Source organism: Rahnella sp. BCC 1045 (assembly GCF_019049615.1).
GTDB classification, from domain to species: domain Bacteria; phylum Pseudomonadota; class Gammaproteobacteria; order Enterobacterales; family Enterobacteriaceae; genus Rahnella; species Rahnella contaminans.
The window spans coordinates 1-20,351 of record NZ_JAFMOZ010000118.1; the positions used below are offsets into that span (position 1 = coordinate 1).

Here is a 20,351-nt window from a genome sequence, read left to right on the forward strand (position 1 = left end):
CCTGCCTTTATCCACATAATCCCAATACACCTCTCTTTTAAGTCCAGTAAACATTTAAAGCCTTAAGAACAAAATTTGGACGACTTACCTCGTTTTTTACGGTATTTTGTTTAGCATACAAAACCAGTGGGTTTAATCTGTTAAACCGGCTGTGGCTCCCGGCCTTCAGGCGCATTGCCTGACAGAATGAGATGAAGAGTATGAGCGAAACCTTGGATTTGAATGCGACGGTCTATCCTTTCCCGCCTAAACCCGCAGTTCTGAATGCAGACGAAAAGACCTTCTATAAAGAGAAGATTAAGAAACTGCTGAAAGAACGCGACGCCGTTATGGTCGCGCATTATTACACTGACCCTGAAATTCAGGCGCTGGCAGAAGAAACCGGCGGTATCGTCGCGGATTCACTGGAGATGGCCCGTTTCGGCAGCCAGCATCCGGCGTCAACGCTGTTGGTGGCGGGTGTCCGGTTTATGGGGGAAACGGCCAAAATCCTCAGCCCTGAAAAAACGGTTCTGATGCCGACACTCAACGCGGAGTGCTCTCTGGACTTAGGTTGCCCGGAACAGGAATTCTCGGATTTCTGCGACAGCCACCCCGATCGCACCGTTGTGGTCTACGCTAATACCTCGGCGGCAGTAAAAGCCCGGGCGGACTGGGTCGTCACTTCAAGCATTGCGGTAGAACTGATTGAATATCTCGATAGTTTGGGTGAAAAAATCATCTGGGCTCCGGATCGTCATCTCGGAAATTACGTGCGTAAGCAGACCGGGGCGGATGTACTCTGCTGGCAGGGCGCCTGTATCGTCCATGACGAGTTTAAAACCCAGGCGCTGACCCGGATGAAAGGTTTGTACCCGGATGCGGCCATACTGGTACATCCTGAGTCCCCTCAGGCGATCGTCGACATGGCGGATGCCGTCGGTTCCACCAGCCAGCTGATTCAGGCCGCAAAAACGTTGCCGCAAAAACAGCTTATTGTGGCAACGGATCGCGGTATTTTTTACAAAATGCAGCAGGCGTGTCCGGATAAAGAATTGTTCGAAGCGCCGACAGCTGGTGAAGGCGCCAGTTGCCGTACCTGCGCACATTGCCCATGGATGGCGATGAACGGCCTGAAAGCTATTGCTGAAGGGCTGGAGCATGGTGGAGCAGCACATGCGATCGAAGTCGATGAAGCGCTGCGTGTGAAATCACTGATACCGCTGAACCGGATGCTGGATTTCGCGGCTCAGCTGAAATTACGGGCGCAAATCAAAGCGCTTTAAGCCGAAGGCATTTTCAGAACAATTAAGGGAAGGACGTGATGATGGATTTCTTCAGTACCAGCAATATTCTGGTTCATATTCCTCTTGGAAAAGGCGGATATGACCTGTCATGGATCGAAGCCGTTGGCACCATTTTTGGTCTGCTTTGCATCTGGTATGCCAGCAAAGAAAAGCTGATCAACTATGCGTTCGGTCTGATCAACGTCACTTTGTTTGCGATCATCTTCTTCCAGATCCAGCTTTACGCCAGCCTGTTGCTGCAGATCTTTTTCTTTGCTGCCAACATTTATGGCTGGTATGCGTGGAGCCGTCAGACAGCCGATCAGCAAGCCGAGTTGCAAATTCGCTGGTTGCCTCGTGGCAAAGCGCTCATCTGGGGCGCAGTGTGTGTCGCGGGAATTCTGCTGATGACGTTTAACATCGACCGCGTATTTGCCGCGCTCACACTGGTGGCGGTGAATGTGATGCAGGCGCTGGGGCTTAATGTCAGTATGCCAGAGCTTCAGCCCGATGCGTTCCCGTTCTGGGATTCATCCATGATGGTGTTGTCGATTGTCGCGATGCTGCTGATGACGCGCAAATATGTCGAAAACTGGCTGCTGTGGGTAGTGATTGATGTCATCAGCGTAGCGATTTTTGCCTATCAGGGCGTTTATGCCATGGCGCTGGAATATGTTCTGCTGACGCTGATTGCGCTGAACGGTTCGTGGCTATGGATCAAAAGCGCGAAGCAAAACGGCTCGCAGCCACTGCAAACGGCCTGAATCCGCTTCAACAAAACGCCTCCATCGCGGAGGCGTTTTGCTTGCTGCAATCTATGAACAATCAGTGATGATGGTGTGCGTGGCTGTGACCATGATGGTCGTGTCCGGCGCTGGTCGCCGGAGTTTCATTTATCCCGCAATCTGGCGTTTCACAGCGACCGTATTCCATCTGAATCGTCGCATGTCCAATACGGCATTTCTCCAGCAAATGATGCTGAATGCGATCTAACAACGCATCGTGATCGTGCGGCGGGACGACCTGCACATGCAGCGTCATCAGGCGCTGCTCACCAATCTGCCAGACGTGAACGTGATGAACATTACGAACTTCAGGAATGCTCATCGACAAGTCACGGCGCAATTTATCGATATCAATTTCTTCCGGCGTCCCTTCCAGCAGCTCATGAAAACTTTCACGTAACAGCCGCCAGGCATTGTTCAGCACCAGACATGAAACCAGCACCGACAGAATCGGGTCGATGGGTGTCCAGCCGGTATACATGATGATCAGCGCCGCCGCCACCGCACCTATTGAGCCCAGCAAATCGCCCAGCACGTGCAGCGCCGCAGCGCGTACGTTGATGTTGGCTTTTTCCTGCCCCTGATGCAGCAACCAGAATGCCAGAATATTGGCAAACAGCCCGGCAATAGCGATCACCAGCATCGTGGTGCCCATCACCGGCTGCGGATTGAAGAAACGGGCGATGGCCTCCCATACGATCAGTACCACAATCACTAACAGCGCGGCGGCATTCACGAAAGCCGCCATGGTCGTCAGGCGCAGATAGCCAAAAGTATGGCGTGAGTTCGGTTTACGTTTCGCAAAACGCACTGCCATTAATGCCACCAGTAACGCAGCAGCATCCGTCAGCATATGGCCGGCGTCTGCCAGCAAAGCCAGAGAGCCAGAAATCAGCCCGCCAATGACTTCCGCAACCATAAAAACCACGGTCACAAGGAAAGCCAGCAACAGACGTCGGCTATTTTTATCCTGCGGTAACAGGGAAGAAGACATAGTTATATTCGCAAAAAGTATGAACAGAGAGGAAACAATAGCGTAATCATGGCATGTTGCAAGACAGGGAGCAGAAAGGAAAAAGAGGAACGAATGTTCCTCCTTTATGTACTTTTAAAATTAGTTACCGGTGGCTTTAGACTGATTGGTGCCAGGAACCTGATCCGGGCAACGACCGTCCTTACACATGGCTTTTTTGTGGTCGACTGTTTTTTTGCTCATATCTTTATGTGCTTTGGTGGTCGACGTGTGTTTCTTTTTGTGAACTTCATTCACGGGCTTATCTGTTTCATTGATTTTGCTGTTATCGACCCCGTTAGGTGCGATTTTCTGCACTGAACCCGGGCTGTCAGATTGATTAGCAGAACCATTGTTTGAACCGGTATCAGCGCCTTCTGCAAAAGCTGCACCTGAAGCCAGGGCCATTGTTGCGGACAGTAAAATAATGGCGAGTTTCTTCATAACCTTTATCTCCATTTTCGGGTTGTTGTTCGCTGTGGGTAATGTGTCTCCATTGAGATAAAAGCTTAGCTAATGAATTTATGTCTTAAATCAAAATGAGACTATTCGTAAGTGTAAAAGTAGATTTACACCGACACCCAATCCGGCTAGATTGAACGCGGTCAGCGTTTCGCTTTGTCTCTTATGAACACCCAATGGAACAGTTATGAATTATCAAAACGACGATTTACGTATCAAAGAAATTAAGGAACTTTTGCCACCTGTAGCGTTGCTGGAAAAGTTTCCCGCCACTGACAAAGCGGCAAAGACGGTGTCTCATGCGCGCAATGCGATTCATAAGATACTGAAAGGAAACGACGATCGTCTTCTGGTAGTCATCGGCCCTTGCTCAATTAACGATCCTAAAGCCGCTAAAGAGTACGCAGCACGTCTGCTGAAAATGCGCGAAGAATTGCAGGGTGAACTGGAAGTGGTCATGCGCGTTTACTTCGAAAAACCGCGTACGACTGTTGGCTGGAAAGGGCTGATCAACGACCCGCATATGAACAACAGCTACCAGATAAATGATGGTTTGCGCATTGCCCGCAAATTGTTACTGGATATTAACGACACCGGTCTGCCTGCGGCGGGTGAATTCCTGGACATGATCACGCCACAATATCTGGCGGATTTGATGAGCTGGGGCGCGATTGGCGCACGTACTACAGAATCTCAGGTTCACCGTGAGCTTTCCTCCGGTTTATCCTGCCCCGTAGGTTTCAAAAACGGCACCGACGGCACCATCAAAGTGGCGATCGACGCGATTAACGCAGCCGGTGCGCCGCACTGTTTCCTGTCTGTGACCAAATGGGGCCACTCCGCAATCGTCAACACCAGCGGAAATAACGACTGCCACATCATTCTGCGCGGCGGCAAAAAACCAAACTACAGCGCGCAGGACGTGCTGGAAGTGAAAGACGGCCTGAAAAAAGGCGGCCTGCCAGCCCGCATCATGATCGACTTCAGCCACGCCAACAGCAGCAAACAATTCAAAAAACAGATGGAAGTCTGTGAAGACGTTTGCGGTCAGGTTGCCGGTGGCGAACAGGCGATTATGGGCGTGATGGTTGAAAGCCATCTGGTCGAAGGCAATCAGAGTCTCGACAGCGGCGAGCCACTGGTTTACGGCCAGAGCGTGACCGATGCGTGCATTGGCTGGGAAGATACCGAAGTGTTGCTGCGTAGCCTTGCGAACGCAGTCAAAGCGCGTCGCGGTTAATCCGTCACAGCAATTCTGAGCTGAGCCCCGTTAAGGCGGGGCTTTTTTATGGCTGTAAGAACGCTGTCATCGTGTGATGCCAAAAGAGAATATCTATGCTGATTTATAACGTTTTTGGCCGGTATCTGGGGGTTAAAAAGACGCCGGAGGGCTGGCAGGTTTTTCGTGCCGAGATGACCGAGAGAAAATTCTCGCGCCTCTACGACATCATCATTCCTGACGATATGACTGAAGCGGAAATCCCCGGCTGGCTGGGCGATATTTTTCACGAGTCAGCGACGGAATTGCATCCTGACGTCTGGCGTATCGAGTAATACTGGTTTTGCGCCGGGTCAGACCCATTAAAAAAGGCATGCTTTCGCATGCCTTTTTTGCATTTCTGATGAGCTCAGAAACCGCTAATTACTTCGCTTTACCCTGGTTTGCCACGGCCGCGGCTTTCGCTGCGATTTCATCGGCATTGCCCAGATAATAACGTTTGATTGGTTTGAAGTTTTCGTCGAATTCGTAAACCAGTGGAACACCGGTAGGGATGTTCAGTTCCAGGATTTCGTCTTCGCTCAGGTTATCCAGATATTTAACCAGCGCACGCAGGGAGTTACCGTGCGCAGCAATAATCACACGCTCGCCGCTTTCGATGCGAGGTTTGATGACATCAGTCCAGTAAGGAATAACGCGGTCGATGGTCAGCGCCAGGCTTTCTGTGGTTGGCAGCTCTTCAGGTTTCAGTTTGGCATAACGCGGGTCATGGCCAGGGAAGCGCTCATCAGCACGATCCAGTTCTGGTGGAGTCACAGCAAAACCACGACGCCATTGTTTAACTTGCTCGTCGCCGTACTTCTGTGCTGTTTCAGCTTTGTCCAGACCCTGCAACGCGCCGTAATGACGTTCGTTCAGTTTCCAGGATTTCTCAACCGGCAGCCATGGCTGGTTCAGTTCGTCCAAAACGCTCCACAGAGTATGGATGGCACGTTTCAGCACAGAGGTGTAAGCGAAGTCAAATTGGAAGCCTTCGTCTTTCAGCAGCTGACCCGCAGCTTTTGCTTCAGTACGGCCCTTGTCGGACAGTTCAACATCATGCCAACCAGTAAAACGGTTTTCTTTGTTCCACTCACTTTCACCGTGTCTTACCAGCACCAGCTTGGTTACAGCCATAGCTAAACTCCTCAGTTAACTGAATTTTCAATGATAACAGTTATCATTATAGGGTCTGGGCATCCCGATCGGCAATCTGAATGTATTCAGGAAACCTATGCGTGACGCCCGTTTGTCTTAAACATAACGAATTTGCTGTGGCGATGTAAAACAAAACGCGCAGACGGTCACCCGGACAGCGCGTTTTGTGCAAAAGGACAGCGGATTAGCTGGCTTTTTTCAGGCAGGTACTCATGAAGGTTTTGCGGGCATCGCCTTTAAGTTCTTGTTTCGCAGCTTCAGCATTACAGGTTTTCATCTTTTTCTGCTGAGGGTTCATTTTATCGTCTGTTTTGGCCTCGGCTTTCAGGCAGTTGCTCATGAATTTTTTGCGCTCATCGCCCTTAAGCGATTGTGTGGTGGCCTGCTGATTACAGTCGGTCATTTTCTGGCGCTGCTCAGTCTGAGCGGGGGAAGGCACTTTTACGGGATCCGCGGCCAGAGCAGAACCCGCCGCACACAAGGTCGCCAGCAGGGATAACACAACGGGTAAACGCATAACGAACTCCTTTTTGAACGTCCTTTTCGCAGGACACTCTCTAAGCGTAGATGCGGGAGGCGGCTTTAGCTGAAAAAGTGCTGACGCAGATGCGTCATCAGTCACAAATTTGCAGAAGGGAAAGCGTGAAGGGCAGGTTGGGATGAGCCTGCCCCGGGAAGATTACAGCGCGAAGAACTGATAAGTGGTGGCGGATTTGTACGTCTGACCCGGTTTAATCCAGCAGCTTGGCTGCGGCCAGGTCGCGTGGTTCGGGCTGTCCGGCAGGAATTCACTTTCCAGCGCAACGCCGCTGTAGCTGGCATATTCGCCGCCTCTGCGGTTTGGCGTGCCACCGAGGAAGTTGCCGCTGTACAGCTGCACTGCCGGTGCCGACGTGAACATCGTCATTTTGACTTTGCCATCGGCTGACCACAAATGCGCAGCCGGATTGCTGCCGGTATTGCACGAGCGGTTGAGCAGATACGCATGGTCATAACCTTTCACCCGTTGCTGATCGCGATCCTTGAGGAAATCTTTCGCCAGCGTTTTTGCGGCGTTGAAATCCATACCGGTATGTTCAACCGGCGTCGGATCGGCGCACGGAATACCGTCGCTGTCGACCGGCAGGAAACGGTCAGCAAACAGTTGCAGCTTTTGCTGGCGCGCGTCGGTGCCTTCGCCGTCGAGATTGAAATAAGCGTGATTGGTCAGATTGACCGGGCACAGCTTATCCACCGTCGCTTCATAGCGGATTTCCAGACGGTTATCATCGGTCAGCTGATAATGCACTTTCGCCGTCATATTGCCCGGATAACCCTGATCGCCGTCGGCTGAAAACAGCCCGAACGTCAGCTTCTGCGCGTTTTGCTCAAGAATTTTCCAGCGACGCGCATGAAAACCTTCCGGGCCGCCGTGCAGCTGATGTACGCCCTGATTGGCGACGACCAGATGTGGTTTGCCTTCAATCTCAAACTGCGAGCGGGCGATGCGGTTGGCGTAGCGCCCGACGGTCGCGCCAAGATAGGCGCTCTGATTCATATAGTCGTGCGGTGTCTGGCAGCCGAGGAGCAGTTCGCGGGTCGAGCCGTCAGCCAGCGGGAAAGTGAAGGATAACCAGGTCGCGCCCCAGTCCATGAATGTGGCGGTTGCGCCCGCCGCATTCTGTAGCGTCACCTGTTCAAACGGCTGGCCATCGGGTGCCAGCTGTGTGTTTTCAGGTTTTAACATATGCCAGCCCCCTGGGAAGCGGTGCAAACGTAGAAGGTTTCTTTCAGGCCGCTGTAGGCGTGATATTGCTGCTCAACGGCGTGACGGACTTTGTCTACCATCTCTGTCGGAACGAGTGCCACGATGCAGCCGCCGAAGCCGCCGCCGGTCATGCGCACGCCGCCTTTATCGCCAATCACTTCTTTGACGATCTCCACCAGTTTGTCAATTTGCGGAACGGTGATTTCAAAATCATCGCGCATGGAGGCGTGAGATTCCGCCATCAGTTCGCCCATGCGTTTCAGGTCGCCGCTGGCCAGTGCGTCAGCCGCTGCCAGAGTACGATCGTTTTCAGTGATCACGTGACGTGCACGGCGTGCAACCACCGGATCCAGTTCATCCTGAATGGAGAAGAACAGGGCAGGGTCTACGTCGCGCAAGGCTTTCACACCGAAGAAGCGGGCGGCTACTTCGCACTGCTCGCGACGGGCGTTGTATTCGCTGTCAACCAGACCGCGTTTCACGTTGGAGTTGATGATCACCACGGCTGCGTTTTCCGGCATAGACACGGCGCGGGTTTCCAGTGAGCGGCAGTCGATCAGCAGGGAATGGTTTTCTTTGCCGAGAGCAGAAATCAGCTGATCCATAATCCCGCAGTTGCAACCGACGAACTGGTTCTCTGCTTCCTGACCGTTCAGTGCCAGCGCCACGCCGTCCAGCGGCAAATCATAAAGAGATTTCAGCGCCTGGCCGACGGCGACTTCCAGAGATGCAGAAGAACTCAGCCCTGCGCCCTGAGGCACGTTGCCGCTGATCACCATGTCTGCGCCGGAGAAATCTTTATTACGCAGCATCAGATGTTTCACCACGCCACGCACGTAGTTGGCCCACGGATGCGCGTCGCTGTGCAGGATCGGTTCGTCGAGAGAGAAGGTATCTTCCTCGTTCTCGTAATCGGCGGCGATCACGCGGATCACACGGTCGTTGCGCTGTGCGCAGGCGATCACCGTTTCATAATCGATGGCGCAAGGCAAAACGAAACCGTCGTTGTAATCGGTATGTTCGCCAATCAGGTTAACGCGACCCGGCGCTTTGATGGTGATCGTGGCAGGGTAGCCGAATTTGTCGGCAAAGATTTCCAGGGTTTTGGTTTTCAGTTTCATTGTTTTTCTCCGGCCTCACGATAATGAACATCACTCACCGCCCGCAGACGCTCTGCGGCTTGTTCGGCTGTCAGGTCGCGTTGGGTTTCAGCCAGCATTTCGTAGCCGACCATGAATTTGCGAACCGTGGCTGAACGCAGCAACGGCGGGTAGAAATGGGCATGCAGCTGCCAGTGTTCGTTGTCGCCTTCGGTAAACGGCGCGCCGTGCCAGCCCATGGAATACGGGAAAGAGCACTGGAAAAGATTGTCATAGCGGCTGGTCAGTTTTTTCAGCGCCAGCGCTAAATCACTGCGCTGGGCATCGGTAAGCCCGGTGATGCGCTTAACGTGAACTTTTGGCAGCAGCAGTGTTTCGAACGGCCACGCCGCCCAGTAAGGCACCACGGCCAGCCAGTGTTCGGTTTCCACCACCGTGCGGCTGCCGTCTGCCAGCTCGCGCTGCACGTAATCCACCAGCATCGGCGAACCTTGCTCGTCGAGATAAGTGCGTTGCAGACGGTCTTCACGCTCGGCTTCATTAGGCAGGAAACTGTTCGCCCAAATCTGGCCATGCGGATGCGGGTTAGAGCATCCCATCGCCGCGCCTTTATTCTCAAAAACCTGCACCCACGGGTAGGTTTTCCCTAAATCCGCGCTTTGCTCCTGCCAGGTTCTGACGATTTCCGTCAGGGCTTCTACGGAAAGCTGCGGCAGCGTTTTGCTGTGATCCGGCGAGAAACAGATAACCCGGCTGGTGCCGCGTGCGCTCTGGACCCGCATCAGCGGGTCATCGTTTTCCGGCGCAAACGGCGTGTCCGGCATCAGCGCCGCGTAATCGTTGGTGAACACGAAAGTGCCGGTGTATTTCGGGTTCACATCGCCCGTTACGCGGGTATTGCCCGGGCAGAGGAAACAGTCCGGATCGTGCGAAGGCAGAACCTCCTGCGAAACGGCTTCCTGCTGGCCCTGCCACGGGCGTTTGGCCCGGTGCGGGCTCACTAAAATCCACTGATCGGTCAGCGGATTGTAGCGGCGATGTGGATGATCAATCGGGTTAAACGTCGTCATAAACTTTCCTTGGTCTGCCTTAATCCGGGTAGCCCTGCGGGTTTTTCGATTGCCACAGCCAGGTGTCATTGGCCATGTCTTCCAGCGTGCGTGTCACTTTCCAGTTGAGTTCTTTCTCGGCTTTAGTCGGGTCAGCCCAGTAGGCTGGCAGGTCGCCCTCACGGCGTGGTGCAAACTTGTAGTTCACCGGTTTGCCACAGGCTTTGCTGAAGGCCTCAATCACTTCCAGCACGCTCTGGCCGAAGCCTGCGCCGAGGTTGTAAATGTGTACGCCCGCTTTGTTGTGCAGGGTTTTCATTGCGGCGATATGGCCGTCGGCCAGATCGACTACGTGGATGTAATCGCGAACGCCGGTGCCGTCAGGCGTCGGATAATCGTTGCCGAATACCGCCACAGATTCGCGGCGACCCACGGCCACTTGGGCAATAAACGGCATCAGGTTATTGGGCACGCCCTGCGGATCTTCACCCATCAGGCCAGACGGATGCGCGCCAACCGGGTTGAAATAGCGCAGCAGGGTAATGCTCCACTCCGGTTCAGCACGTTGCACGTCTTCGAGAATTTGTTCGACCATCAGCTTGCTGCGGCCATAAGGGCTGGAAGGGTTGCCGGTCGGGAAATCTTCGACATACGGGGTTTTCGGCTGATCGCCATACACCGTCGCGGACGAGCTGAAAATCAGGTTTTTAACGCCCGCAGCGCGCATTGCTTCAACCAGCACCAGCGTGCCGGAAACGTTGTTATCGTAATACGCCAGCGGTTTGGCGACGGACTCCCCGACGGCTTTCCAGCCCGCGAAATGAATCACGGAATGAATGTGGTGTTCGCTGAAGATCTTATCGAGGAGTACGCGGTCGCGGATATCACCTTCATAGAACAGCGGCGTTTTGCCGGTGAGCGTATTGATGCGCTCCAGAACGCTGACTTTACTGTTGTGAAGATTATCCAGAATGATTGGCGTATAGCCCGCATCAATCAGTTGCACGCATGTATGGCTACCAATGTAACCGCTACCACCTGTGACTAAGACGTACATAATCGCTCCTCAATGAATATCATGATGCAACGATAACACGCTGCAAGGCTGAAAAAGGTGATCCATCCCCAATAAAATGGAATCGCTTACACAAACAGTTTATCACCTTTCAATGCCGCTATACAGGTGCTGTGCGCCGTACAGAAAGCCTGCGGGAGCGTGCCGGAAGCCAGATGTATAGCTAAGTGTAATCGCTTACATTCCGGGGTGTGATTTATCCGCGGCAGGCTTTTACTTCATTTTTCAGACTCCAGCCGGAGGGAACGCCGACATTTTATCCAGCAACCAGTTCCGCAGGATCCCGATATCGTCGCGTGCGCTTTTCTCTTTTGTGGTCACCAGATAATAGTTTGCACCCGGGAGATGGTGCGGGAAGGGGACGGTGAGGATGCCTTTTTCAATGAAATCCCGCGCCAGCAAACTGCTGACAATCGCCACGCCCTGGCCGGCAATGGCCGCCTGAATGGCGTGAGTTTCGTCGGTAAAACGCAACCCGTTGTCGATGTTGAGGTCTTTTGGACCGAAATGCGCACGCCAGTTTTCCCAGTCGGGTGAAGGGCGGGGAATGTGACGATTTTCCACATGAAACAGCGTTACGTCCTTCAGGTCTGCCGGGGTTTTCAGCGCCAGCGTCGGGCTGGAGACCAGTATAAACGTGTCGTGATACAGCAGTGTGGAATCCAGCGACTCATCGGCAGATTCGCTGTAACGGATCGCCACATCCACGGTATTACGCGTTAAATCCACCAGCTCAATGCCGGTGTGCAGCCGCAAATCCATGGCCGGTGCCACCTGTTTTAAATCCGCCAGCCGCGGAACCAGCCAGTGCGTCAGAAAATTCGAGGTGGTCGTCAGCGTCAGCGCAGGGGGTAATCCGGCGTGATGAATTTCTTCCACGGCAGCCTGTAAACCGGCAAAAGCCTGGCGCGTGGCCTGCCGCAAAATTTGCCCGGCGGCGGTCAGTTTCACCTCGCGGGCGCTGCGCTCAAAAACGGCGGTGCCCAGCGCCTCTTCCAGAACACGGATCTGGTGACTGATCGCCGTAGCCGTGACGCCGATTTCTTCGGCAGCGCGTTTAAAGCTGGCCTGCTGCGCCACCGCGTCGAACGCTTTCAGTGAACCCAGGGGCGGTAAACGGATTTTCTTCATGATGAGTTATTTTCATCCGTGGCTGAAATCTATGACTTTGAGTCTCCTAAAATAGGCGGTGTAAGCTCCTTTATCAACACGATGAGGATGAATAACGTTCATCCTGATATCGCAAGGTTTCGGTTAAGGAGTTCTGTATGTCTGCCATTAATTTCCGGGTGCCCGCGCTGGCCTGTTCGCTCGGCGCTTTGTTTATTATGTCACTGACCATGACGCTGCTGGGTGTGGCGCATCAGGGGCTGGACACGCCGCTAACGCACAGCTTTGCGGGCGCGGCGGCTATATTTTTCACGTTGTTTATGATCAGCGAGCGTTATAACCCGCAGCCGCTTTTGCCGCAGACCTTGCGGGCTTGCACCGAATTGCAGATAAGCCTCTGGACCAGCATTTTATTTGCCGGCCTTTGCGTACCGGCTTTCTTCCTGCTGGCCTGGCTGCTGAAAAACAGTTACGGGTTTGGTCTGCTGCAAATCCTCCTGAGCATTGCCCTGATCTTGCTGATGGTCCGGGCGGGCCATGTGCTGGGTGAAAAGGTTCAGGCTGAATTCACCCGCGATAAACGCCTGCTTCTGGGCTTTACGCTGGTCGCCGCCGGAACAGGGATGATTGCTGTGATGCCGGAAGGCTGCGCGTTCTGGCTGGCGCCGCTGCCCGCGATGATCCTCAGCGGTCTGGGGCTCGGGATGGTGAATCACGCCAGAAATATCAGGTTGCAGGTGATTGCGGCGCAGGGACGATGGCTCAACGGCGTGGCACTCATCGCCAGCACCGTGGTTTCACTGGCGTTGCTGACAATGATTGTGACGATTTATCCGGGCTACGCGGGACTGGAAAACGGGTTCACACTGTTGGGGATTTTTGCCCTGGCGGGCATGGTGGTGGCGCTGATGGCCGAGGCGTAAAAACCGCCCTCCATGGAGCGGAAGGCGGGTGAAAAATCAGAGCGCGTCAATCTGATAACGGTAAATTTCGCCCTCAGGAATAAAACTCAGGCGGTGAGTAATGCACGCCGGCGCATCTTCCGCGTGATGCGAAACGAACAGCAATTGGGTGTCACCTTCACCAATCAGAATATCGACGAAACGGCGCACCAGCTGGCGGTTTATCGGATCTAAACCCTGCAACGGCTCGTCGAGGATCAGCAGCGCCGGATGTTTCACCAGTGCGCGGGCAATCAGTGCCAGACGTTGTTGCCCCCAGGACAGGCTGTGGAACGGTGTATCACCGGCATTGCCGCCGAGGCCGAGCAATTCCAGCCACTGATTTGTGAGGAATCTCTGGCGATCAGAAACCGCCTGATAAATGCCAATCGAATCGAAGAATCCAGAGGTGATCACGTTGCGGACGCTGGTGTTGACGCGGTAATCCAGATGCAGGCTGCTGCTGACATAACCGATGTGGCGCTTGATGTCCCAGATGGTTTCACCGCTCCCGCGGCGGCGGCCAAACAGCGTCAGGTCATTGCTGTAACCCTGCGCGTGATCGCCTGTGATCAGGCTGAGCAGCGTCGATTTCCCTGCGCCATTCTGCCCGGTGATCTGCCAGTGCTGACCGTGATCAACCTGCCAGCTTAAGTTGTGCAGGATCGGTTTATCGTTGTATTGCACCACGCCGTCGCGCAACGCGATCAGCGGAGAATCCTGTGGCGGCGTAACGCGCACTGTCGGATCTTCTGCTTCCGGCACTGCCATGCCACTGAGGCTTTCGCTGTGCGCCAGTTGTGCGACCAGCGCATCAGCCATGACCTGTTCGCGCGGGCCGACGGAGGCCAGCGTACAATCCGCCAGCACACCGACGTTTTGCACAAACGGCGGAATATCGTCGAAGCGGTTGAGCACCAGTACCATTGTCTGGCCTTCGCCGGAAAGGGTGTCCAGCAACTGCGCCAGCTGCGCGCGGGCATTGACGTCGAGCCCGTCGAACGGTTCGTCAAGCACCAGCAGATCTGGCCGTTGCATCAGCACCTGACACAGCAGCGTCTTGCGGGTTTCACCGGTGGATAAATATTTGAACCGGCGATCGAGTAATTTTTCGATTCCAAACTGCGCGGCAAGGGCGGCGCAACGGGCAGGATCGCGCACTTCTTCCTGAATGATTTCCGCCGTCGTCCGGCCGGTATCGTCTTCCCCTTCACTCAGTAAATCGGTGTTATTGCGTTGCCATTCATCGGCGACCAGTTTCTGGAGTTGCTCAAACGACAGGCGAACGATGTGCGGAAAACGGTTTTCACGGGTTCCTTTCAGCAGGGTGATATCGCCCGCCAGCGCGCGGGCCAGCGCTGATTTACCGCTGCCATTCGAGCCGACGAATGCCCAACTGTCGGTCTGATGAATACTGAGCTCGGAAAGTGTGAGGGTTCGGGTATCGCTGAGGCGAAAAACGCCTTGCGAGATATGCAACGACATTCTGCTATCCCTTTTTCCCGTCCTGCTTCAAGTTGCATGTGAGTTGGCTACGTTCACTCACCCGAATCACTTACTCGTGTAAGCTCATCGGGATTTACTCTGTTGCCGCCTGCCTGAAACTCGAATTATTTAGGGAAATGAATTTTGATTGATAAATTAAGGGATAAGCGCTGCACTCTCTTAAGTCAATTGACAATTCTGCAAAATGTTAACGCTAATTCTGCAAGATTTTGATTTTTATTATCTTTTCAGCACAGCGTGGCGAGGATTACCTTGTCATCATCAAACTGCGCGAAGACGTTCTGGCCGGTTTTCAACGCCAGACGGTCAACGTCACTGTTAGGCACCGTGGCGCACAACGTTTCGCTGCTGGGTAATTTTACCAGCACCTCGCAGTTACTTTCACCGCGCTGAATACTGATGACGTCACCCTGCAACGCGTTATGCGGATTTTCTGCCGTATAGCCGAGAGTGATCCACGGCGCTTTAATCAGCACCAGCACTTCTTTGCCCGGCGTCAGTGCCAGACGGTCGGCGCTTTGCTCGGTGATCGCCGCACGAATTTGCGTTTTGCCGTCGGCCAGCATGATGTCGATATGCTGCTGAACAATCTCATGCGAACGGTCAATAACGTTGCCGAAAAACTGATTGCGGGCGCTGGTTTGCAGTGAGAAACGCGAAATCGCCGCAAGCAGGCTGTCGAGCGGCAGGGAGTCTTCTTTCAGTACATCAAAGGCTTTTTGCTGGATTTGCGCCAACAGTTCATACAGCTGAATCAGGCGTTCGCCGTAAGGCGTCAGCACGGCACCGCCTCCGCCTTTACCGCCGGTGCTGCGTTCAACCAGGGTCTGGTCTGCCAGCTGATTCATTTCATTGATAGCATCCCATGCGCTTTTATAGCTGATGCCCGCGAGCTTCGCGCCCTGACTGATTGAGCCGGTATGCCGTACCTGTCGCAGCAATTCGATGCGGCGCGGATCGGCGAACAATCGCTGCTGGAGTTTAAGGGTTAAGAGAATTTCGGCTTGCATTGCAGCGTCCTTATTAGAATCATTATTCATTGTCGCCGTTAAACCCACAGGCAGGCAAGTTGGCTAAATGCTAAAGTAATCACAGTCCCGTACTGTTATTATCCGCAACAGATTGATTTTTCGTTTTGACTTCAAGCACGAAGTCCTACAACGCCTTCGGGCCGTTCAGCCAGTTAAGTGAGGCTATCATGTTAGAATTATTAGAAAGTTTGCTTTTCGCTGCCATCATGGTACCGATTTTCATCGCGGTTATCCTGGGTCTGATCTGGGGACTGGGCGAAATTTTCAACGTTATTTCCAACGTCGGCCACTCTAAAGAGTCCCGAAATACCCCGATTGTAAAATGAGTTAAGGGGTTTAACCCGCTTTCCGAAGAGCCCGGCCATTGTGCCGGGCTTTCTATTTTCAGGGTGAGATCAAGAAACCGCAGGTTCTTAATGTCCGCGGGGATAAAACGGATGACATCATTTTTTTCGACGTTATATTGGTGCTTACATAACGTAACATCTACTTATAAGGAAGAAGAAAACTGATGAAAACCTCATGGGGCAAATTGTTAACTGCTACCGTCATGGTCGCCGGTCTGGGCGTTCAGGCTCAGGCTGCTGAAAAAATTACGGTCTTTGCCGCCGCGTCGCTGACCAATGCGTTGCAGGATATCGCCACGCAATATCAGAAAGAAAAGGGCGTGCAGGTTGTCTCCTCTTTCGCTTCCTCTTCAACGCTGGCGCGTCAGATTGAACAGGGTGCACCGGCGGATATGTTCATCTCTGCCGACCAGCAGTGGATGGACTACGCCATCAGCAAGCAGGAAATCGTTGATAACACCCGTTACACCTTGCTGGGCAACGAACTGGTGCTGATTTCTGCGAAAAGCAGCAAAATCGATAAAGTCGATATTACTGAAAAAACCGAATGGACCAAACTGCTGGGCGACAGCCGGCTGGCAGTGGGCGATCCGGACCACGTTCCGGCCGGTATTTATGCTAAAGAAGCCCTGCAAAAACTGGGTGCCTGGACCACGCTGGAACCTAAACTGGCGCGCGCCAGCGACGTTCGTGCGGCAATGGCGCTCGTAGAACGTGAAGAAGCGCCACTGGGTATCGTGTATGGCTCTGATGCGGTTGCCAGCAAAAAAGTTAAAGTGGTTGGCATCTTCCCGGCAACCAGCCACAAGCCGGTTGAATATCCGATGGCGATTGTGAAAGGCCACGAAAATGCGACCGTCAGCGGTTTCTATGATTATTTGAAAACGCCAGCGGCCGCTGAAATCTTCAGGAAATACGGTTTCACACCGCGCGGATGATCCGTTTATCGCCGAAACCCTGAAGTCATCCCTCCGGGGATGACTTCATATTTGTTCCACGTTGTTATGTAATACTAAAGCGTTGATTCTTTCCTGATGTCGCGAATACAAAATGCCCCTCGCACCCAATCTTGCGTCCCCCTGTGGCGGCTGATTAAAGGCTTTACCTTTTTTGCCGATATTTTATGTTTGCGGCTTCACATTTTATTCAGGACAAATGAACCGACATGATGTTGAGTGAATATGAGTGGCAGGCGGTACTTCTCAGTTTGAAAGTCTCGAGCCTGGCCGTTGTTTGCAGTCTGCCGCTTGGTATTCTGATGGCGTGGATTTTGGTCCGCTGCCGCTTCCCCGGCAAATCCCTGCTCGACAGTATTATCCATCTGCCGCTGGTATTACCGCCGGTGGTCATTGGTTATTTGCTGCTGGTGGTGATGGGGCGACGCGGCGTGGTGGGGCAGTGGCTGTATAACTGGTTCGGCTTCAGTTTCAGTTTTAGCTGGCACGGTGCCGTGCTGGCGTCCGCTGTTGTTGCGTTTCCGCTGATGGTGCGGGCTATCCGCCAGTCGCTCGAGGCCGTCGATCCCAAACTTGAACTTGCTGCCCGGACGCTCGGTGCGTCGCCGTGGCGGGTGTTTTTCACCATCACGCTGCCGCTTTCGGTGCCCGGCGTTATCGTCGGCATCGTGCTGGCCTTCGCCCGTTCACTGGGTGAATTTGGCGCGACCATCACCTTCGTTTCCAATATACCGGGGGAAACGCGCACCATTCCGCTGGCGATGTATACCCTGATTGAAACCCCCGGCGCAGAAAGTGCCGCCGCACGGCTTTGCGTGCTGGCGATCCTGCTGTCTCTGGCGGCGTTACTGATTTCTGACTGGCTGGCAAAACGCAGCCGCATAAGGCTGGGAGGCTGAAATGCTTGAACTCAATTTCAGCCAGAAGCTGGGTGACCTGGATTTACAGATTTCACAGGAACTGCCAGCGCAGGGCATCACCGCGATTTTCGGTTTGTCCGGCGCGGGCAAAACGTCCCTGATCAACGCTATATGCGGGCTGACCAGGCCGGACTCAGGGCGTATCGCGCTCAACGGGCGAATTTTATCTGACACGCAGAACAACATTTTTCTGCCGCCGGAAAAACGCCGTGTGGGGTATGTTTTTCAGGATGCGCGCCTCTTTCCGCATTATCGCGTGCAGGGAAATCTGCAATATGGCATGGCGCCATCGATGCGCGGCCAGTTCGACAGCATCGTCCGTCTGCTGGGCATCGGCGCTTTGCTCGACCGTTTCCCGCTGACGTTATCCGGCGGCGAAAAACAGCGCGTGGCGATTGGCCGTGCACTGCTGACCGCACCGGAAATTCTGCTGATGGACGAACCGCTGGCGGCGCTGGATCTTCCACGTAAACGCGAGCTGATGCCCTATCTGGAGCGTCTGGCGCAGGAAGTCAGCATTCCTATTTTGTATGTGACGCACAGCCTGGATGAAATTCTGCGTCTGGCGGAAAAAGTGATGGTGCTGGATGCCGGTAAAGTGCTGGCGATGGGTGCGCTGGAGGAAGTGTGGGCGAGCAACGTCATGCGTCCGTGGCTGCCGAAAGAAGAGCAGAGCAGCGTGCTGAACGTCAGCGTGCTGGAACATCATCCGCGTTACGAAATGACGGCGCTGGCGATTGGCGACCAGCGTTTATGGATCAGTAAAGTGGAAGAAGCGCCCGGCACGCCGCTGCGCGTGCGCGTGAATTCCACCGACGTTTCGCTGGTGCTGCAACCGACCGCCAACAACAGCAGCATCCGCAATATTTTGCCCGCGAAAGTACTGGAATGTCTGGACGTGGGCAATCAGGTGGAAGTGAAACTGGCGATGGCCGATCACATTCTCTGGGCACGCATTACGCCTTGGGCGCGCGATGAACTGATGGTTCGTTCAGGCCAGTGGCTGTATGCGCAGATTAAAAGCGTGTCGGTGAACCGTTAAGCTTTTGACGCGTGATACAGCGCCAGAACTTTTTCGGCGAATTTGTCATCGATAATATAGAAATAACACTCCGGCACATTCAGCACGCGGGCGAAATGACACATGGTGTCAAAGTTCGGACTGTAGGTGCCGTTTTCATATTGTGAAACCCGCGAACGTGCGGTGCTTTCATCAATTCCCGCCATAACGCCCAGTTTTTCCTGCGTCAGCTTCGCCTTTGTTCGGGCAGATTTCAGTCTGTATGAGATCATCGTCAATAACCACAAAAAGAGTATTGACGTTATGTTTAGCATTACTTAACATCATTGTTGTTTAGAGTTACTAGACATCGTAAAGTGAAAGTGTAGTTCACTTTTCTGAATGCCGTACAGACAACAAAGGATGAACGATGAGAATGGAAGATGACTGGCACCCGGCAGATATCATCGCCGGGTTACGTAAGAAAAGAACCACGCTGGCGGCGGTATCACGGGAAGCCGGTTTAGGTTCCTCGACGCTGGCAAATGCGCTGGCGCGTCCGTGGGCAAAGGGCGAAATGATTATCGCTAAAGCACTGGGAGTTCCGCCGTCGGCTATCTGGCCGAGCCGGTATTTTGATGCACAGATGCGATCGATTCCGCGCTTCATACGGCCCGTAAAAATCAAACCCGAATTAAAGACCGACTGATGATTTTGTGGCAGAAAAAACGCCTTCCTCTGTAGCAGGGGAAGGCGCGAAAAAAACGCAGGGATTAGTTGAGGACTTTCGTGCGGATAACGTCTGCAATGCCCGGGGTTTCGTGGTCGCCAATGACCAGTGCCGCGCGTTCTTTTATCGCATCCGCCGCATTGCCCATCGCCACGCCCAGACCGACATTTTCCAGCATACTCAGGTCATTGTAGTTATCGCCGAACGCGACCACATCCTGCATGCTCATGCCCTGAGATTCGACCCATTCCTGTAAGCGACGGCCCTTGCTGTTGCCGCCTTTCGCCACGTCTACCTGATCGTGCCACGACCATTCGCAGGCCAGACCCAGATCGTTTTCCACCTGTGCGGCAAACGTATGCAGCGCATCCAGATCCTGATGCGACGTGGCAAATTTCCAGATGGACTGCGCCTCGTCTGCGGCTTCACGCAGGCTGTTAATCTGAACGATGTTCGGACGCTGATGTTCCGGCAGGCTCTGACCCCAGGCAATCGAACGGGTCACATGGCCGCTTGGTTGCTGATACAGCATCGCATCATCGACATACAGCAGGCCGTGAATGCCGTGATGATCCAGCAGGTCGATGACTTTTTTAGCTTTCACGCTGTCGAGCGGATCGGAAGTTAATACTTTACGTGCCTGATAATCATACAAATAAGTTCCGTTACAGCAGATAGCAGGTGTATCGAGCTCCAATGCCTGATAAAACGGGTGGATTGCCACATGATGGCGACCGGTGACGACAACCACTTTAATGCCTTGTGCGCGGGCATCGGCCAGCGCAGCAAGAGATTCAGGAAGAATACGTTTTTGACGGTCCAGCAGCGTACCGTCGAGATCGAGCGCAATAATGCGATAAGTCATGAGCAGTCCATCGTAAGTGTGGGTGGATCGAAGA

General features: G+C 53.6%; 23 protein-coding genes. 10 read left to right on the forward strand and 13 right to left on the reverse strand.

The window, feature by feature from the left end; genetic code table 11:
- Positions 1-200: 200 nt before the first annotated feature.
- Entirely contained in the window at positions 201-1,265 is a 1,065-nt protein-coding gene (gene nadA / locus J1782_RS08890) for a quinolinate synthase NadA (RefSeq protein ID WP_217152973.1), read from the forward strand.
- A 41-nt stretch (positions 1,266-1,306) separates the two neighbouring features.
- The gene (gene pnuC, locus J1782_RS08895; protein WP_165059732.1) at positions 1,307-2,029 is read left to right on the forward strand and encodes a nicotinamide riboside transporter PnuC; all 723 of its coding nucleotides are present in this window, start codon (positions 1,307-1,309) and stop codon (positions 2,027-2,029) included.
- Between the two features lie 61 nt (positions 2,030-2,090).
- Here pnuC and zitB read toward each other — a convergent pair whose 3' ends face one another.
- Both zitB and J1782_RS08905 read right to left on the reverse strand, forming a co-directional pair.
- Positions 2,091-3,044 (reverse strand): CDF family zinc transporter ZitB, encoded by a 954-nt coding sequence (zitB, locus tag J1782_RS08900; RefSeq protein ID WP_165059483.1) that lies wholly within the window; start codon positions 3,042-3,044, stop codon positions 2,091-2,093.
- Between the two features lie 120 nt (positions 3,045-3,164).
- Positions 3,165-3,506 (reverse strand): protein YbgS, encoded by a 342-nt coding sequence (locus J1782_RS08905; RefSeq protein WP_165059485.1) that lies wholly within the window; start codon positions 3,504-3,506, stop codon positions 3,165-3,167.
- 205 nt (positions 3,507-3,711) lie between these two features.
- Between J1782_RS08905 and aroG the strand changes: the two genes are divergently transcribed.
- Positions 3,712-4,764 (forward strand): 3-deoxy-7-phosphoheptulonate synthase AroG, encoded by a 1,053-nt coding sequence (gene aroG, locus J1782_RS08910; protein WP_152325451.1) that lies wholly within the window; start codon positions 3,712-3,714, stop codon positions 4,762-4,764.
- Between the two features lie 95 nt (positions 4,765-4,859).
- Entirely contained in the window at positions 4,860-5,078 is a 219-nt protein-coding gene (locus J1782_RS08915) for a hypothetical protein (RefSeq protein WP_152325452.1), read from the forward strand.
- 88 nt (positions 5,079-5,166) lie between these two features.
- Here the strand turns inward: J1782_RS08915 and gpmA are convergent, their stop codons facing one another.
- The 7 genes from gpmA to J1782_RS08950 all read right to left on the reverse strand — a co-directional run bounded on the left by gpmA (position 5,167) and on the right by J1782_RS08950 (position 12,042).
- Positions 5,167-5,919 (reverse strand): 2,3-diphosphoglycerate-dependent phosphoglycerate mutase, encoded by a 753-nt coding sequence (gene gpmA / locus J1782_RS08920; protein WP_152325453.1) that lies wholly within the window; start codon positions 5,917-5,919, stop codon positions 5,167-5,169.
- 205 nt (positions 5,920-6,124) lie between these two features.
- The gene (locus J1782_RS08925) at positions 6,125-6,457 is read right to left on the reverse strand and encodes a PsiF family protein (protein ID WP_217152974.1); all 333 of its coding nucleotides are present in this window, start codon (positions 6,455-6,457) and stop codon (positions 6,125-6,127) included.
- A gap of 162 nt (positions 6,458-6,619) precedes the next feature.
- Positions 6,620-7,666: a galactose-1-epimerase gene (gene galM, locus J1782_RS08930; protein ID WP_217152975.1), complete on the reverse strand. Its 1,047-nt coding sequence runs from the start codon at positions 7,664-7,666 to the stop codon at positions 6,620-6,622.
- Complete coding sequence (galK, locus tag J1782_RS08935; protein ID WP_217152976.1) at positions 7,660-8,808, reverse strand: galactokinase; 1,149 nt, start codon at positions 8,806-8,808, stop codon at positions 7,660-7,662. The genes galM and galK overlap by 7 nt, the downstream gene beginning before the upstream one ends.
- Positions 8,805-9,857, reverse strand: coding sequence for a galactose-1-phosphate uridylyltransferase (galT, locus tag J1782_RS08940; RefSeq protein WP_152325457.1), 1,053 nt, complete (start codon positions 9,855-9,857; stop codon positions 8,805-8,807). The genes galK and galT overlap by 4 nt, the downstream gene beginning before the upstream one ends.
- Before the next feature lie 19 nt (positions 9,858-9,876).
- Positions 9,877-10,893: a UDP-glucose 4-epimerase GalE gene (gene galE, locus J1782_RS08945; RefSeq protein ID WP_152325458.1), complete on the reverse strand. Its 1,017-nt coding sequence runs from the start codon at positions 10,891-10,893 to the stop codon at positions 9,877-9,879.
- Between the two features lie 243 nt (positions 10,894-11,136).
- Entirely contained in the window at positions 11,137-12,042 is a 906-nt protein-coding gene (locus J1782_RS08950) for a LysR substrate-binding domain-containing protein (protein WP_217152977.1), read from the reverse strand.
- A 137-nt stretch (positions 12,043-12,179) separates the two neighbouring features.
- On the opposite strand from J1782_RS08950, the gene J1782_RS08955 reads away from it, so the two are divergent.
- Positions 12,180-12,944: a hypothetical protein gene (locus tag J1782_RS08955; RefSeq protein WP_217152978.1), complete on the forward strand. Its 765-nt coding sequence runs from the start codon at positions 12,180-12,182 to the stop codon at positions 12,942-12,944.
- A gap of 36 nt (positions 12,945-12,980) precedes the next feature.
- Here J1782_RS08955 and modF read toward each other — a convergent pair whose 3' ends face one another.
- Together modF and modE are read right to left on the reverse strand one after the other, a co-directional pair.
- Positions 12,981-14,447 (reverse strand): molybdate ABC transporter ATP-binding protein ModF, encoded by a 1,467-nt coding sequence (gene modF, locus J1782_RS08960; protein ID WP_217152979.1) that lies wholly within the window; start codon positions 14,445-14,447, stop codon positions 12,981-12,983.
- A gap of 248 nt (positions 14,448-14,695) precedes the next feature.
- Positions 14,696-15,478, reverse strand: a complete 783-nt coding sequence (gene modE / locus J1782_RS08965) for a molybdenum-dependent transcriptional regulator (RefSeq protein WP_217152980.1) — start codon at positions 15,476-15,478, stop codon at positions 14,696-14,698.
- A gap of 188 nt (positions 15,479-15,666) precedes the next feature.
- Between modE and J1782_RS08970 the strand changes: the two genes are divergently transcribed.
- From J1782_RS08970 to modC, 4 genes are all read left to right on the forward strand, one after another.
- The gene (locus J1782_RS08970; RefSeq protein WP_152325463.1) at positions 15,667-15,825 is read left to right on the forward strand and encodes an AcrZ family multidrug efflux pump-associated protein; all 159 of its coding nucleotides are present in this window, start codon (positions 15,667-15,669) and stop codon (positions 15,823-15,825) included.
- A gap of 185 nt (positions 15,826-16,010) precedes the next feature.
- Positions 16,011-16,784, forward strand: coding sequence for a molybdate ABC transporter substrate-binding protein (gene modA, locus J1782_RS08975; RefSeq protein WP_165059500.1), 774 nt, complete (start codon positions 16,011-16,013; stop codon positions 16,782-16,784).
- 227 nt (positions 16,785-17,011) lie between these two features.
- Complete coding sequence (gene modB / locus J1782_RS08980) at positions 17,012-17,701, forward strand: molybdate ABC transporter permease subunit (protein ID WP_104922867.1); 690 nt, start codon at positions 17,012-17,014, stop codon at positions 17,699-17,701.
- Position 17,702: 1 nt separating this feature from the next.
- Entirely contained in the window at positions 17,703-18,764 is a 1,062-nt protein-coding gene (gene modC / locus J1782_RS08985; RefSeq protein WP_165059502.1) for a molybdenum ABC transporter ATP-binding protein ModC, read from the forward strand.
- On the opposite strand, the gene J1782_RS08990 is transcribed toward modC, so the two are convergent.
- Positions 18,761-19,015 (reverse strand): helix-turn-helix domain-containing protein, encoded by a 255-nt coding sequence (locus tag J1782_RS08990; protein WP_152325466.1) that lies wholly within the window; start codon positions 19,013-19,015, stop codon positions 18,761-18,763. The genes modC and J1782_RS08990 overlap by 4 nt on opposite strands.
- 143 nt (positions 19,016-19,158) lie before the next feature.
- Here J1782_RS08990 and J1782_RS08995 point away from each other — a divergent pair, with 143 nt between their 5' ends.
- Positions 19,159-19,431 carry a helix-turn-helix transcriptional regulator gene (locus J1782_RS08995; protein ID WP_217152996.1) on the forward strand — a complete coding sequence of 91 codons (273 nt, stop codon included), beginning with the start codon at positions 19,159-19,161 and terminating at the stop codon, positions 19,429-19,431.
- Between the two features lie 64 nt (positions 19,432-19,495).
- On the opposite strand, the gene J1782_RS09000 is transcribed toward J1782_RS08995, so the two are convergent.
- A complete protein-coding gene (locus tag J1782_RS09000; RefSeq protein WP_217152981.1) occupies positions 19,496-20,317 on the reverse strand; it encodes a pyridoxal phosphatase in 822 nt (273 codons plus the stop codon).
- Positions 20,318-20,351: the final 34 nt, after the last annotated feature.

Bases quoted from the DNA above. Each gene is read 5' to 3' on its own strand.
- nadA (WP_217152973.1), top strand. From the start codon at position 201: ATGAGCGAAACCTTGGATTTGAATGCGACGGTCTATCCTTTCCCGCCT.
- pnuC (WP_165059732.1), top strand. From the start codon at position 1,307: ATGGATTTCTTCAGTACCAGCAATATTCTGGTTCATATTCCTCTTGGA.
- zitB (WP_165059483.1), bottom strand. From the start codon at position 3,044: ATGTCTTCTTCCCTGTTACCGCAGGATAAAAATAGCCGACGTCTGTTG.
- J1782_RS08905 (WP_165059485.1), bottom strand. From the start codon at position 3,506: ATGAAGAAACTCGCCATTATTTTACTGTCCGCAACAATGGCCCTGGCT.
- aroG (WP_152325451.1), top strand. From the start codon at position 3,712: ATGAATTATCAAAACGACGATTTACGTATCAAAGAAATTAAGGAACTT.
- J1782_RS08915 (WP_152325452.1), top strand. From the start codon at position 4,860: ATGCTGATTTATAACGTTTTTGGCCGGTATCTGGGGGTTAAAAAGACG.
- gpmA (WP_152325453.1), bottom strand. From the start codon at position 5,919: ATGGCTGTAACCAAGCTGGTGCTGGTAAGACACGGTGAAAGTGAGTGG.
- J1782_RS08925 (WP_217152974.1), bottom strand. From the start codon at position 6,457: ATGCGTTTACCCGTTGTGTTATCCCTGCTGGCGACCTTGTGTGCGGCG.
- galM (WP_217152975.1), bottom strand. From the start codon at position 7,666: ATGTTAAAACCTGAAAACACACAGCTGGCACCCGATGGCCAGCCGTTT.
- galK (WP_217152976.1), bottom strand. From the start codon at position 8,808: ATGAAACTGAAAACCAAAACCCTGGAAATCTTTGCCGACAAATTCGGC.
- galT (WP_152325457.1), bottom strand. From the start codon at position 9,857: ATGACGACGTTTAACCCGATTGATCATCCACATCGCCGCTACAATCCG.
- galE (WP_152325458.1), bottom strand. From the start codon at position 10,893: ATGTACGTCTTAGTCACAGGTGGTAGCGGTTACATTGGTAGCCATACA.
- J1782_RS08950 (WP_217152977.1), bottom strand. From the start codon at position 12,042: ATGAAGAAAATCCGTTTACCGCCCCTGGGTTCACTGAAAGCGTTCGAC.
- J1782_RS08955 (WP_217152978.1), top strand. From the start codon at position 12,180: ATGTCTGCCATTAATTTCCGGGTGCCCGCGCTGGCCTGTTCGCTCGGC.
- modF (WP_217152979.1), bottom strand. From the start codon at position 14,447: ATGTCGTTGCATATCTCGCAAGGCGTTTTTCGCCTCAGCGATACCCGA.
- modE (WP_217152980.1), bottom strand. From the start codon at position 15,478: ATGCAAGCCGAAATTCTCTTAACCCTTAAACTCCAGCAGCGATTGTTC.
- J1782_RS08970 (WP_152325463.1), top strand. From the start codon at position 15,667: ATGTTAGAATTATTAGAAAGTTTGCTTTTCGCTGCCATCATGGTACCG.
- modA (WP_165059500.1), top strand. From the start codon at position 16,011: ATGAAAACCTCATGGGGCAAATTGTTAACTGCTACCGTCATGGTCGCC.
- modB (WP_104922867.1), top strand. From the start codon at position 17,012: ATGATGTTGAGTGAATATGAGTGGCAGGCGGTACTTCTCAGTTTGAAA.
- modC (WP_165059502.1), top strand. From the start codon at position 17,703: ATGCTTGAACTCAATTTCAGCCAGAAGCTGGGTGACCTGGATTTACAG.
- J1782_RS08990 (WP_152325466.1), bottom strand. From the start codon at position 19,015: ATGATCTCATACAGACTGAAATCTGCCCGAACAAAGGCGAAGCTGACG.
- J1782_RS08995 (WP_217152996.1), top strand. From the start codon at position 19,159: ATGGAAGATGACTGGCACCCGGCAGATATCATCGCCGGGTTACGTAAG.
- J1782_RS09000 (WP_217152981.1), bottom strand. From the start codon at position 20,317: ATGACTTATCGCATTATTGCGCTCGATCTCGACGGTACGCTGCTGGAC.